This window comes from Halalkalibacter sp. HAAS-P013 (genome assembly GCF_056619925.1).
Genome location: NZ_JBWQTU010000008.1, coordinates 157,584 through 171,813, shown reverse-complemented (window position 1 = coordinate 171,813; position 14,230 = coordinate 157,584). Strand labels below are relative to the sequence as shown.

General features: G+C 37.5%; 11 protein-coding genes. All 11 read right to left on the bottom strand.

Annotated elements, in window-relative coordinates:
• Positions 1–119: 119 nt before the first annotated feature.
• Positions 120–1,088: a sugar ABC transporter substrate-binding protein gene (locus tag AC1FXP_RS12585; RefSeq protein ID WP_480061854.1), complete on the bottom strand. Its 969-nt coding sequence runs from the start codon at positions 1,086–1,088 to the stop codon at positions 120–122.
• Positions 1,089–1,420: 332 nt separating this feature from the next.
• Complete coding sequence (locus tag AC1FXP_RS12580; protein WP_480061852.1) at positions 1,421–2,440, bottom strand: LacI family DNA-binding transcriptional regulator; 1,020 nt, start codon at positions 2,438–2,440, stop codon at positions 1,421–1,423.
• Between the two features lie 270 nt (positions 2,441–2,710).
• Positions 2,711–4,132, bottom strand: coding sequence for a D-xylose transporter XylE (xylE, locus tag AC1FXP_RS12575; RefSeq protein WP_480061850.1), 1,422 nt, complete (start codon positions 4,130–4,132; stop codon positions 2,711–2,713).
• Between the two features lie 190 nt (positions 4,133–4,322).
• Entirely contained in the window at positions 4,323–5,150 is an 828-nt protein-coding gene (locus AC1FXP_RS12570; RefSeq protein WP_480061848.1) for a sugar phosphate isomerase/epimerase family protein, read from the bottom strand.
• A 41-nt stretch (positions 5,151–5,191) separates the two neighbouring features.
• Positions 5,192–6,214, bottom strand: coding sequence for a Gfo/Idh/MocA family oxidoreductase (locus AC1FXP_RS12565; protein WP_480061846.1), 1,023 nt, complete (start codon positions 6,212–6,214; stop codon positions 5,192–5,194).
• Positions 6,215–6,740: 526 nt separating this feature from the next.
• Positions 6,741–7,604, bottom strand: a complete 864-nt coding sequence (locus AC1FXP_RS12560; RefSeq protein ID WP_480061844.1) for a sugar phosphate isomerase/epimerase family protein — start codon at positions 7,602–7,604, stop codon at positions 6,741–6,743.
• Positions 7,605–7,762: 158 nt separating this feature from the next.
• Positions 7,763–9,202: a sugar porter family MFS transporter gene (locus AC1FXP_RS12555; RefSeq protein ID WP_480061842.1), complete on the bottom strand. Its 1,440-nt coding sequence runs from the start codon at positions 9,200–9,202 to the stop codon at positions 7,763–7,765.
• A gap of 325 nt (positions 9,203–9,527) precedes the next feature.
• Positions 9,528–10,400: a sugar ABC transporter substrate-binding protein gene (locus tag AC1FXP_RS12550; RefSeq protein WP_480061840.1), complete on the bottom strand. Its 873-nt coding sequence runs from the start codon at positions 10,398–10,400 to the stop codon at positions 9,528–9,530.
• Between the two features lie 228 nt (positions 10,401–10,628).
• Positions 10,629–11,831: a Gfo/Idh/MocA family protein gene (locus AC1FXP_RS12545; protein ID WP_480061838.1), complete on the bottom strand. Its 1,203-nt coding sequence runs from the start codon at positions 11,829–11,831 to the stop codon at positions 10,629–10,631.
• Between the two features lie 76 nt (positions 11,832–11,907).
• The gene (locus AC1FXP_RS12540) at positions 11,908–12,885 is read right to left on the bottom strand and encodes a sugar phosphate isomerase/epimerase family protein (RefSeq protein ID WP_480062057.1); all 978 of its coding nucleotides are present in this window, start codon (positions 12,883–12,885) and stop codon (positions 11,908–11,910) included.
• Between the two features lie 463 nt (positions 12,886–13,348).
• Complete coding sequence (locus tag AC1FXP_RS12535) at positions 13,349–14,227, bottom strand: helix-turn-helix domain-containing protein (RefSeq protein WP_480061836.1); 879 nt, start codon at positions 14,225–14,227, stop codon at positions 13,349–13,351.
• Positions 14,228–14,230 lie beyond the last annotated feature (3 nt).

Genomic DNA, 14,230 nt, shown 5'->3' with positions numbered 1-14,230 from the left:
ACCTATACTCTTATTAAAGTGTATTTTTATAGTAAATCTAGGGGGCTGCTTTTCTTTTCAAAAAAGAATATAGTTCTTTCTGACTCTAGTATTTCAAAATTAGAAAAAGTTACTTACGTTTAGTTTTCCCCTATAAATTCATCCACATTTTCTGGAGTCACTAACTGAAATGGAATCATCACTGTCTCTACCTCTTCACCATTCGCAGCTTTGACTGCTAATTGAACACTCGTAGTCGCTTGTCCATTCGCATCCTGGAAGACTGTTACGTCCAGTTTACCAACCTCTAGTAATTCTAATGCGTCTGGGGATGCATCGATTCCTGCGACGACAATCTCATCTAACTTACCAGCTGCTTCAATGGCAAGTAAGGCACCGATCGCCATTTCATCGTTATTCGCTACAACTGCGTCAATTTGCTTTCCAGATTGAAGCCAGTTTTCCATTAGATTCATTCCTTGATTACGAGACCATTCTCCAGTCCCTTGTAACACGACTTCCATATCTGGGTTTTGCTCGATAATTTCCATGTTTCCTTCTGTTCTTTTAATTTGTGCTTCATGCCCTAACATGCCGTCAATGATCGCAATGTTCCCTTTTCCGTCTAGCAGCTTTGCCACTTCTTCCATTTGAAGCAAACCAGATTCAATGGAAGATGAGCCAACAAAGGCTGTCGCTTGATCGACTGCATCAAATGTTTGATTCACGACAATAATAGGGATACCAGCTTCATTCATTTTCGCAACAATATCAGGAGCTGCAACTGTATCTACTGGCATGAAAATAACCGCATCCACACCGCGAGTTATAAAGTTTTCGACTTGGTTCATTTGTCTTGAACTATCCTCTTGTGCATCGGAAAAAACAAATTCAAAGTCTGGGTGATTACTAGCTTCTTCATTCATTGCATCATAGATAAATGTACGGAATGTATCACTTACACTTGAAAGGGAAACCCCTATGACCTTTTTGTCTCCGCTTGAACCTCCTGTTGCTTCTGATGAGGCCCCTTCTCCTCCACCGCAAGCAGCGAGGATGACAACCATGACCAAACTGAGAATCAATAAAAATACTTTTTTGTTCACCATCTCAAATACCCCCTGAAATAATTTTTAATGACTTATCATTTGTTTACCTATGTAAACCTTCTTACGCGATCACCCCCCTTCAATGGATTGCTGGATTTTTTCAGCTTCACCAGGCAAGTATGCGCTTTCGCAAATCACTAAATAATTTACTGAATATTACAAAAACTAAAGCTGTGAATTCCCTCCTTGGACAATGTTTTCAATTTGTAATGCTATAAAAATCTATTAAAAGTTGTCTACCTTTTAAAATTGGTCTAACAGAATCAAAATTCATACCGAGACACTAGATCCCTTACTTCTATACTTGATTCGTATCTCGGTATTCTCATTCGTTACTTCTTTATTGAAGGTACGCTTATTTCACTCGCCGTTCCTCTAATCACTAGTTCGGGCGACATCACTATTCGCTGTTTCAATTTTTTCGGCTCCTTAATTTCTTCAACTAATAGCTCAACTACCTTTTCTCCCATTTCTTTTATTGGCTGAGAAACTGTCGTTAACTCGGGATAACACATATTAGCAAGGATCGAATTGTCAAATCCAACAATGGAAATGTCTTTTGGAATATCTAATTTTAATTCACGCGCCCCTTTCATTGCTCCAATTGCCAGAGGTTCCGTAGATGCAAAGATAGCTGTTGGAGGGTGCGGTAACTTAAAAAGGTCAACTGTTGAATCTTTCGCATCAGTAAACGTCGTATTATTAAGTGAAACTAATCCCTCGTCATAACTAATTCCCGCTTGTTCAAGAGCTTGTTTGTAGCCATCAAGTCTAGCTCTTGTAACCGGAAAATAAATATCCTCCGTGACCATGGCAATGGATCGATGGCCAAGTTCAATTAGATAAGAAGTGGCTTCATACGCGCCCAAAAAGTCATTTACAACGACCGTATTCAAATCTAGTGAAGGCACTTCCCTGGAAAGTAAAGCGACAGGAATATCATTATTCAATAATGTTTTTAAAGCTTTCGTATTTTTTAACCCTGTCGCAACAATAATTCCATCGATGTATTTCTGTTTTAGAATCGAGACATACTCCATTTCCTTCTCTAAATTATTATCCGTGCTGCAAATCATTAAACTAAACCCATGTTTTCTCCCGTAATCCTCTATGGTTCTTGCGATTTCTGCCATAAATGGATCGGCTATATTTGGTATGAGTAAGCCTATTGTTTGTATTCTTTTTTTAACAGATGCTGCTACACTAGGTTGGTAATCTAATCTCTTCATCGTATCTTCAACTTTTTTTCTGGTCTTTGCCCCGATACTCCCTGTATTATTAAGGACTTTCGAAACCGTTGAAATAGCAACACCCGCCTCTTTCGCAACATCATAGATAGTCGGTTGTTTCAAATCCATTTCCTCCTTTCCCGTAAGGACCAATACATTTATTTTAATCTTTTTTACTTTAGATTAAAATCACCAAGTTAGAGTGATATTTTAGAGCCGGGAACTATTGAACATAAATCACTCTTGAGAAAGAAGGTCATGCAGTTACTAGCGAACGATTTAGTAGCTTCTCGTTTTTTCAACCATTAAAAACTAGCCCAGTCACTTGTATCGATAAAACTTTATGACTTCTTTCACCTTTTTCTATCTCAAAATCCCCATTAATGGTAACGATTACAAATCAATTTTTTTTTGACATAAATCTGTAACTGGTTCATTAGATTGCCAATGTTTTTCGATTTCCTCCAGCGATTTCCCTTTTGTTTCTGGTACCCATTTCCAAACAAAGACAAAAGAAAGAATACACATGACACCGTAAAAGCCATACGTCATGACACTGCTAATTTCTAATAATGAAGGGAATGTCGATGAGATAAGTAAATTACAACTCCAGTTCGCCACAACGGTAATCGCCATTACTTGCCCCCTGATTTGATTAGGGAAAAGTTCAGAAGCTAGCACCCACACCAGTGGTCCAAACGATAGATTATAAAAGGCTGCGTAAAGTAAAATGAACAGCAAAGCACTGAGTCCCATAGACTCCTGAGCTGACAAGGCCGCTACCCCAAACATTCCAATTGCCATACCAACCGACCCTATTAAAAGCAAGCGTTTTCTCCCCCACTTATCTACAAGTGTAAGAGCGATAAAAACAAAGACAAGGTTCACGACTCCAAGCAATACCGTTTGCATCATAGAGTCATCTGCACTCGCTCCCATATTAGCAAATATACGCGGGGCGTAGTACAAAATAACATTAATTCCTACAAACTGTTGCGCCGCAGCTAATAAAACCCCAACAACAACAACTGTCTTTCCAAAAGAAAAAATCTTTCCTTTTGGCACATCTAAGGATCGTTTCACATCATCAAAGATTTCTTGTGCTACTTTCTTCGAACCATTCACTTTCACTAAGATTTTCATTGCCTCTTCATCTCTATTTTTCGAAATTAAATAACGAGGCGTTTCAGGCACTAAGAAGAGCAGGAAGAAGAATAAAAGTGCTGGGATTGCTTCAGAAGCAAACATATATCTCCAGCCAAGATCATGGATCCAGCTAGCACTTTGCCCAGCTGCAATTCGCCAGTTTACAAAGTAAACAACTAATGTCCCAAAAATAATAGCTAGATTATTTAACGTTACTAATCTTCCTCTAATATTCGCCGGAGACGTTTCACTGATATATAACGGCCCTAACCCTGAAGCCAAACCAACACCTATACCTCCCAATATTCGATAGATGTTAAACATAACGAATAGGCCAAGTGTCGGCTCATCCTTTGTAAAAAAGAGGAATTCCGGATAAGCTGAAAGCAATGCTGAAATAAAAAACAACCCTGCCGCAACCATAAGAGAATTTCTACGGCCAATTCGATTCGATAGAATTCCACTTATTAATCCGCCGATAATACAACCAATCAAAGCACTGGAAACTGTTAACCCATGAAATAACGTACTTAAACCAAGTGCATCTATAAAATAGACTTGCAACGACTGCTCTGCACCAGATATAACCGCGGTATCGTACCCAAACAACAGGCCACCCAATGCTGCAATAACGGTTAAATAGATAATATACTTCATATTTTGTTTCAAAATTCTCCACTCCTTCTATTGGTACTGTAATAAGTCCCCGTAGACATTCTTTATATAGGAAACGTTATTACAGTTTGGTTTAACTCCTCGTCTCAACGCCACTCATAGACGTTGAGACGGGGAGTGGCCGCGTTTTCGTAAACGCTTTTCATACATTTAAAAGTGGCAATGATTAGTAGAATTGTTTCTTCTATACTTCTACCTTAGCAACTTCCCATTCTTTCAGTTGTTTCAGAGAGTTTTTATAGTGACCAACAATTTCATCTAAGTAATGATCATGTTTAATAGGCGTAAATGGATTAGGACCTTCTGCCACCATTTCCATAATAACCGGACCGCTGTAACCGATTTCATCCAAAGCCTTGATTTGACTTTCTAAATTAGAATGACCTTCACCGATTCCTTGTCTATTTGAATCAGCAACATGGTAAACGCCTAAGTATTCTCCCGCATCCTTAAGAGCATGGATAGGACAAGCTTCTTCAATATTCATGTGATACGCATCTAATAGAACTTTAAGGTTATCACTTTCAACTTCATTAATTAATTTCAACGCTTCCTTGCCTGTTACAATTTGGTGGTTTTCATAGCGATTTAATACTTCAAACACCACTTCAATGCCTTGCTCTTCTGCTTTCTTAAGCACTTCCCTTGTACTTAGAACAAGCAATTCCCAATCCTTCGCTATTTCTCCACATCCATGAGTCTTCCCAACATCACCATGTAAGCAAATTCTTTTTGCGCCAAGTTGGTCAGCCCAACTTACTAAATCCAAAAAATATTGAACGGCACTAGAGCGAACGTCCTTATCGGCACTTGAAATATCTACATTATCAGGAGTAATGGATAACACTTTTAAATCATACTTCTTTAATACTTCTGCCAATTCCGCGGGGTTCTGCGATAAATCCCCTTGTACTTCCACTCCATCAACACCAATCTCTTTGGCGAGTTTGCATTTTTCTTCAAATTCAATATCCCCAAACGTCCATAAGCAAAGACCATAATCTCTAATCATTTCACTTTCCCCTCCATTATAATTAGTAGAGATCTTTTAAATTATTTAACTAGCACTAGATTATCAATTTTAATGGGACTGTTCGTTTTTACAGATTCAATACTCGCTAACGCAATTTTCAATGCCCATCTAGCATCTTCAGCCGTCGCTTCTACTGGTTTATTTTGAATGATGCAATCTGTAAAGCTTCTTAATTCCTCCACATACGCATCAAACAATAAATCTTGGTCATAACGCGATGTATCGAAACTAACACCATTGTGATTGTATCTAGTCATACTCGATTCACGTATTCCACCCATAGTCAGCATACCTTCCGACCCAAACACTTCCGCTCGAACATCATAACCGTAAACAGCTTGGAAGTTTGCATCTGCCGTAGCAATGGCACCGTTATCAAATTTGACTGTTACAGAAGCTGTATCTAATAATCCACTTGCTTTTAAGTCTGGTCGAATCAATGCATCTGCAACCGCATATACTTCAACTGGTTTGGCACCCGGATTCAAATACATAAGTGCATCAAAGTCGTGAATTAATGTTTCTAAGAAAATCGTCCATTCAGGGATTGATTCAGCTCCATTTAACTTGGGATCTTTAGTCGTAGATTTCATTAATTGTGGAGTTCCAATGTTTCCAGCTTTGATCTCCGTATGAGCTGCTTTAAAGCCTTTTTCAAACCTACGATTAAAACCAACTTGCACTAAAACATTACTTTCCTCTGCCACTTGAACAACCTCATTTGCTTCCTCTAAAGTAACAGCCATAGGCTTCTCACAAAATACTGCCTTCCCTTGTTTAATCGCAGCAAGTACATTGCTTGCATGTGTACGAGCTGGTGAAACAATAACAACCGCTTGAATTTCCGGATCTTGAATTAAATCCATTGGGCTTGTATAAGCCTTCGCATCGACACCTAAACGTTCAATTAGTTTTTCAGCCGAACCTGGAACAGGATCTGCAACCGCATACAAATTAGCTTGAGGTAATCGCTGAGCAATCGTTTCCCCATGAAAAGCCCCCATTCTTCCAGCACCTATTAAACCAATATTTACTTTATTCATAACTATACCTCCATAATAGTAATATGTATCATCCAAATTTTCAGGAAAGTTCTTTCCTTGTTTCTGATATTAACCTATCTATTTTTATTAGTCAAACTATTTTTTGAATTTTACTATTTAAAGATCCTTAGTTTATGTAGGTTGACCCCCAACTACAACACGTGTTATTACAGCATCCCTTACAAAACAATGATAAAACCGCACTCAATAATTCATTTCTTTCTTATAAAGCACAGTCACCCTATAGGAAAGTACTTTCCTTCATTTCCGCTATTTTAATTCGTTTCATTCTATTATGAGGTTCTTTCATTTATAGAATCTTTGTTTACAGTGAATTGATATGATAATTGGAGAAGAAATAAAAGAAAAAAGACCTCGGCAAATACCGAAGTCTTAAAGTTCAAATTGATTTTTAGGATTTTCATAGTTTTTCAGGGGGGAATTTCTATGAAAAAATAGTGGGTTGTGAAACCTGTATTGAATGATCTTCTACTATTTCTTTAAACCATCCTATACTGTTAAATTGTTAAGTATTTAATCCCTCTTTAATGGATTTCAGCGTCAGCTCGTTTGACCATTCTGGTCGATCAGGATAAGCAAAGACTGAATTTGTTACAATTCCATCAAACTTCATTTCTCGTAGCTTACGATATAATGCATCAAAGTTTACTTCCCCTTCACCAGGATTTAGGTGCTGATGAATCGTAACTTTTGCATCAGGTGGATTCACAATATAACGTAATCCAAATGCCGCTTTATGATTAAGCGTATCAGCAATGAGAACATGATCAAGTAAATCTCCTGCTTCTTCTAAGTGTTTCTCTACATCGCCAATTCCATCATCATAGAAGAACGCATGGGCAACAGAATATACCAACTTAATCCAATCTTTATCGAGCGCACGAATCATTCGAATCGCTTCTATATTCAACTCAATAAAATCATTCGGATGCGATTGTAAATTCAGTCTAATCCCTTCTTTTTCAAAAAGTGGCATTAATTCGTACATTGATTTCACAAAAGCAGCTTCACTTTCAACCGGCCGGCTTATATCACCAGCAAATTCACTGTTCATTAAATCGACACCTAATTCAGAAGTGATTTCAATACAACGCTTCCAATTTCGCACTGCCGCTTGACGTTCTTCCTCATTTGGAGAAGACCATTGTTGAACAGGAAGGACCGAAGAGATCTTCACCCCAGCATCTGAGCAATATTTTTTAAGGTCTTTGATCAGCTGCTTATCTACCTTTGGATATTCATAAAACCAAATAAAATCTTTACGCGGCGATAATTCTACATATTCATACCCTAACCTCGCAACGGCATCGATTGTATCTTTTAAATTGGTGTTATCACGATAATGAGACGGATCATAAGCTAAACGCATTATTAAAATTCTCCTTTCATTTGTGGAAAACGGATTCCCACTGTAAAAAAATTTTTATTTATGAACTCTAACCTGTTAGATGAAAACTCTAGAAAACCATTCTTCCCAGACGTCATTCATCTTCTAGTTAGTTGTTCTACTTGGAATTCTGGTCATTTCTAATTCGCCTTTTTTTCAGCCATATCTTGTACTTCTACTTCAATTTTTTTTTCAGCAAGCCATACCTCTTCAATTTCTTCAAGTGATTTATTTTTTGTTTCTGGAACAAATTTCAATACAAAGAAAAAGGCAAAAGCACTAATAAGTCCGTAAATAAGAAACGTTCCTGTACCTAAAGCTTCATTTAGTGGAGGAAATGTAGATGAAGCTGTTAAGTTAGCTCCCCACACTAATGTGACAGCTATCGCAACCGCTTGGCCTCTAATCTTAGTAGGGAACAACTCCGAGATTACAACCCATGCAACAGGTCCCCAAGTCATCTGAAATAAAGCTACAAATACTAAAATAAATATCAAAGTACTAATTCCTTCAATGTTCAAAAAGAAAGTTGCCGCGACTGCAATTAAACTAATTGCACATCCTGCAGAACCCAAAAGCAGTAAGAACTTTCTTCCTTGTCTATCAATGAGCCTTACAGCTATTAATGAAACAATAACACTTATCACTCCAACAAATATCGTTTGAAACATGGATGTTGACGCATCCGCACCAAGGCTTTCAAAGATCCGCGGCGCATAATATAGAATGATATTTATACCGATAAATTGGCATAAAATAGCCAATGTCATACCTACGATCAAAACTCGCTTTCCATAATAGAAAATGTTTACTTTTTCTGTTGAAGTGTTTAAAGAATGTTTGATTTGTTGCAGAGTTTCTCTAGCTATTTGTTTAGATCCATTTATCTTTTCTAATAGGGTATATGCTTTATCATAGTCCTTTTTAAGGGCCATATATCTAGGTGTTTCCGGAATAAATAAAAGAAGGCCGAAAAATAAGGCAGCTGGGATCAATTCTGAAGCAAACATATATCTCCAGCCAATATCATTTATCCAAGCGCTGGTTTGTCCAGAAGCTATGCGCCAGTTGACAACGTATACAATTGTTTGCCCAAAAACCACAGCCATATTATATAAAACGACCAATTTTCCCCTAATATTCGCAGGACTCATTTCACTAATATACATTGGCGCTATGGCCGAAGCTAAACCTACTCCAATACCACCTATGATTCTATAAATGTTAAAGGTAACCAACAATGCAAGGCTAGGTTCACCATAAGTGAAGAATAGTAACTCCGGGTAAGCTGAGCCTAGTGCTGATAGAAAAAATAAAACAGCTGCAATAACGAGTGTATTACGTCGTCCAATCTTGTTGGACAACATTCCAGAAATGATTGCTCCTATAATACAACCTATTAATGCACTAGATACAGTAAAACCATGAACGAACGAACTTAACCCTAAACTGTCCACCAAGTATAATTGTATGGATTGTTCTGCCCCTGCAATAACCGCTGTATCATAACCGAAAAGAAGTCCACCTAAAGAAGCCACTGCTGCTATAAAAAAAATGTAATATCTCTGGTTATTCATCATAAAAGCGAAGGAAGTTCCTTCTATCCCCCCTTATTTTTTCAATGATTCTCAACATCAACGATCAATGCTAGTTTCACAAATTAATTTTTTATAAATTATTTTATACAGTAATAGAGAAAGGGAAGGGTACATATTTATGCACCCACTTACTATTGTTTTATTTTTCAGCTAATACTATTCGTATTTTCTACAACAAATAGAATAAAATGAAATAGGGTTTTCCCTCTTTAATTTTTCCCGACAAATTCGTCTACATTTTCAGGAGTTACTAAAAGATACGGAATGATCACCGTTTCAACATCTTCACCATTTGCTGCTTTAACAGCTACTTGTACCCCTGTAGAACCTTGGCCTTTCGCATCTTGAACACCGTTACGTCCATTTTACCAGCTTGCATATATTCTAACGCATCTGGGGATGCATCGATTCCTGCTACGATAATCTCATCTAATTTGCCTGCCGCTTCAATTGCTAGTAAGGCACCAATGGCCATTTCATCATTATTAGCGACAACAGCGTCAATTTCTTTTCCAGATTGAAGCCAGTTTTCCATTAGGTTCATGCCTTGATTACGAGACCATTCCCCTGTTCCTTGTAAGACGACTTCCATATCTGGATGTTCCTCAATAATTTCCATATTTCCTTCTGTTCTTTTAATTTGTGCTTCATGTCCTAACATTCCATCCATAATGGCAATGTTTCCTTTTCCATCAAGCAAATTCACTACTTCTTCCATTTGAATCAGTCCAGATTCAATCGAAGATGATCCAACAAAGGCCGTTGCTTTATCAACTCCATTAAATGTCTGGTTGACAACAACAATAGGGATGCCAGCTTCATTTACTTTCGCGACGATATCAGGAGCTGCAACTGTATCTACCGGCATAAAGATGATGGCATCTACACCCCGAGAAATAAAGTTCTCAACTTGGTTCATTTGTCTTGAACTATCTTCTTGTGCATCAGAATAAACAAATTCAAAGTCTGGGTGATTTGCTGCTTCTTCATTCATTGCGTCATAGATAAATGTACGGAATGTATCACTTACACTAGAAAGGGAAACCCCTATTACTTTTTTGTCGCTGTTAGAGCCTTCTGTTGCATCCGTTGATGCCCCTTCCCCTCCTCCACCGCAAGCAGCGAGTATGAACACTAAGACTAAGCTAAGAATCATTGAGAACATTTTTTTCTTTGTCATCATAATCCCCCTAATCATTTTTTCATTGCATGTAGAAACTGAAACTTTTCTTTTTCTCCCCCCTTTCAGAGAATAAAAAGTATGCGTTTTCATATTTTAAAGAGGAAACTAAAGACTACTAATGCTTATAGAGTTTTTTAATAAAGCTTGAAAGTCCCAGACAACTTTAGGGGGGACTTTGAAATCAATAGCAGGGTATGAAACCTGCTATTGATTTCATTTATCCTTTTATACTGAAAGACTCTCTTCCACTTCTTCAAAATCTACCCAAGTTGCACCATTGTCTGCTGAGCGTACACAATTCTCAACCCAACGAACGCCATCCAATCCAGCATTAATATCAGGGTAAACAAGGTTACGTAATGTTTCTTCGTCGCCGCGATTTTTCGCATCAATTGCAATCGCAAACTTCAAGTAAATATTAGCCCATGATTCAGAAAGCCCCTCTGAATGTAGAGCTCCTAAACGCTCATCTGCCTTGCAGCTTTCATCTAAATAAGACATACCACGAACCAAAATTTGTGAAGGTTGTCCCTGAACTTCATATCGTAACTCATTCGGATTGCTATCCCACCACTCTAAACTCGCTTTTGAGCCAACAATACGGATTCTATGGCCATCCATACATCCCGCATTGATAGCAGATGTCCACATTGTTCCGACAGCGCCATTTTCATAATGCATTAGGACATGTGCGTTGTCCTCTAACGGGGAACGGCTAGGTATGAAGCTTTGACGGTCACATAATAATTTTTTGATTTTCATGTGAGGCATCACTAGCTGTGACATGTAAAAAGTGTGTGTAGATAGATCGCCTAGTGCAAAGCTTGGTCCTGCAATTTTTGAATCAACACGCCATTTTTGCGCATCACTAAATTTATCTGCCTCATCATTTGCACTAAATCCATGAGTATACTGTAGATCAACAACACGAACTTCCCCAATTTCTCCTTTTTCAATCATCGCTCTCATTTGAAGCAGCATTTGATTACCAGAGAAACCATATGTTACACCAACAATTTTTCCTTTTTCTTCTGCAAGTTCTTTAATTTCTAGAACTTCTTTACTTGTAAAGAATAGCGGCTTTTCACAAATCACGTGAAGGTCGGCTTCTAGTGCTGCTTTACAAATTTCATAGTGCGTTCCATTAGGTGTTGCAATGGAAATTACTTCAATACCATCTTCACGTTTTTCTTCCTCTGCAAACATTGTTTTGTAATCAGGGTACAAGCGATTTTCATCTACGCCTAGATTAATACCGAAGTCTTTCCCTCTTTCAGCATCGATATCAAAAGCACCAGCTACGAGTTGAAAAGCTGTGTTATCTCTTAATGCCCCTGTGCGGTGTTTGTAACCAACCTGTCCGTGTCTTCCTCCACCAACCATAGCCCAACGAAGTGGTCTTGCGATTCTTTTCTCACCATTTAACATAGTAAAAACTCCTCTCATTTTAATAAAATTTATAGAATACTATTTTTAACTGAGGTTAATTTACAATTTTAATTCCTTAAACCGTTACTGGATTTAACAATGAGCTTGTTTTCTTGAAATCTCTTGGCAAAGATTCTTTCAGAACATCCATAGACTTTTTCACACCTGTAAGTGGGTCCATTGTTAAATCTTCCATTTCAAGAACAATTGGACCCTCATAGCCCATCATTTTCACTACTGTAAAGAATTCCTTCCAATAACCGACATCATGACCATATCCTAGTGCTACATAATTCCATGAGCGAGTTGCAAAGTCTTCCATTGGTTTAATATCAATTAAACCGTTTACTTCATTGACCCCTCTTTCAATTCGAACATCTTTAGCATGAACATGGTGCATGGCACTTCCTAATGCTCTTGCTGCTGCAATGGGATCTCCACCCATCCAGAATAAGTGACTTGGGTCGAAATTCATCCCCACCATTTCTCCGACTTCATTTCTTAACTTGAACAACGTTTCTGGATTGTGGACTAGATTGAAGCCAAGGTTTTCAATCGCAATTTTTTCTACACCCAGATCTTTTGCAACCTTTACAGCTTTTTCCCAGTAAGGGAATGCTACTTCATTCCATTGCCATTCTAATTGTTCAAAATGAGGAGGCAAAATTGGATGTGTAATCCAGTTTGGAATGGTGTCATTTGGTCCAGCACTTGGACATCCAGACATCATAACAACAGTTTTTACCCCTAATAATCCAGCTAGCTTAAACGTCTTTTCAACCACTTTTGCGTGCTTTTTCCCTTGTTCTGTTGGTTCAAGCTGGTTTCCTGAGCAATTTAAAGCCGCAATTTCAATCCCTCTGCTTTGAATAGCATCTAAGAATTTTTTACGTGCTTCTGCACTTTCTAATAAACCGTCTAAATCAAGATGTGGAGCTTTTGACCAATTTCCACAACCTAACTCTAAAGTTTCAATACCTAATTCCTGACAAGTGTCTAGCATTTTTTCAAATGGCATATAGCCTAAAATATCTGTAACTAAGCCTGTTTTCATCATGCGATTCTTCCTCCGATTCAATATAGATTAAAGCAATGAAATCGTTATCAATACTCACTACTTTTTTGAAACATTTTTCCTTCGACTTGTAGGGGAGAAACCTAGTAGGTCTAAGAAAATCCTCCCTTTTAGCTTCAGTAACCTGCTTTTAGTTGTAAACCACTGAAAACGATTTCTTAAGTTGATTATAGGAAAATGTAGATTCTTTGTATTTCTAATATCAAGACTACTCTTTGTCTTTTGAGGACATAGTTGAAATTCCGGCAATAAAAAAGAAGGATGTGCCAAAGGAAAAAAACAAACCTTTGGTACACCCTTAAAGAGATTATTGATTTGATAAATCTTATGAAAGTATTGATATTACTAGGTTTATCCTTTGAAGACGATTTAGAAATCAGCCCCAGCACCCCTCTTTTCCTTTCTTATAAAAACGTTAATAAAAATATGGATGTTTTTAAATTTATGTTAAGTCACGAAAACGTCCTGGTGATTTCCCTATAATAGAAGTAAATACACTTGTAAAATAATGAACTGTTGAGAATCCGCTTTCTTCTGCCACATCCTTAATGGAAAGATCCGTTGTTTTCAGTAACGTAGCAGCTCTTTCTATCCTTTCATTTTGAACAAACTCAGAGAAACTAACACCTAATTCAGAAACAAATATTCTAGACAGCTGTCTCCCCGACACATGAAAATGATCTGCCACATCAATTAATTTTAAAGGATTAGATAGATTATCTCGAATATGTAATTTCACTTCATATAGAAGTAAAGAATTAGGATTAGGCAGAGCCTCTTGAATATTATTTTGTGGAAATGGAGCGAACATCTCTAATAATGACTGGATTAATGAACTAGCTAGGCTAGTAATGGTTTCCTTAAACAAAATACAGTCCGTTTTTGCAGCCTGTTGAAGCAACGACTTCCAGAGTAATGCAGAAATGGTCTCTTCGTTTACATGCAACATGACTTTTGAACTTTCCTTTGCTTCTTCGATAATCTTGAACCATTCTTCGCTTGATTCTGACTCAACTAGTTCAAACGCAACATATAAAATAAAAAGCCCTTCTTCACTTTCTATTTGGTGCAAAACATCTGGTCTTGATAGAAACATGGTATTAGAATAAAGAGAATACTTTTTACCTTGTTCTTCCACATAATAACCTTCACCATCAAGCACATAACAGATCTCAAAGAAAGAATGTTTATGAAATATATTATTATAATGCTTTGGCATCGCACCCCAGTAATGAATACGAAAACATGCACCGTTGTGATTTAATAGGTGAACATATTCATTCAAAGGGGTGATTCCCGACACAGTATTTAGTAATGTCAAAAA

Excerpts from the sequence above, each read along its gene's own strand:
- AC1FXP_RS12550 (WP_480061840.1), bottom strand. The coding sequence starts at position 10,400 with ATGACAAAGAAAAAAATGTTCTCAATGATTCTTAGCTTAGTCTTAGTG.
- AC1FXP_RS12585 (WP_480061854.1), bottom strand. The coding sequence starts at position 1,088 with ATGGTGAACAAAAAAGTATTTTTATTGATTCTCAGTTTGGTCATGGTT.
- AC1FXP_RS12555 (WP_480061842.1), bottom strand. The coding sequence starts at position 9,202 with ATGATGAATAACCAGAGATATTACATTTTTTTTATAGCAGCAGTGGCT.
- AC1FXP_RS12565 (WP_480061846.1), bottom strand. The coding sequence starts at position 6,214 with ATGAATAAAGTAAATATTGGTTTAATAGGTGCTGGAAGAATGGGGGCT.
- AC1FXP_RS12545 (WP_480061838.1), bottom strand. The coding sequence starts at position 11,831 with ATGTTAAATGGTGAGAAAAGAATCGCAAGACCACTTCGTTGGGCTATG.
- AC1FXP_RS12570 (WP_480061848.1), bottom strand. The coding sequence starts at position 5,150 with ATGATTAGAGATTATGGTCTTTGCTTATGGACGTTTGGGGATATTGAA.
- AC1FXP_RS12540 (WP_480062057.1), bottom strand. The coding sequence starts at position 12,885 with ATGAAAACAGGCTTAGTTACAGATATTTTAGGCTATATGCCATTTGAA.
- AC1FXP_RS12560 (WP_480061844.1), bottom strand. The coding sequence starts at position 7,604 with ATGCGTTTAGCTTATGATCCGTCTCATTATCGTGATAACACCAATTTA.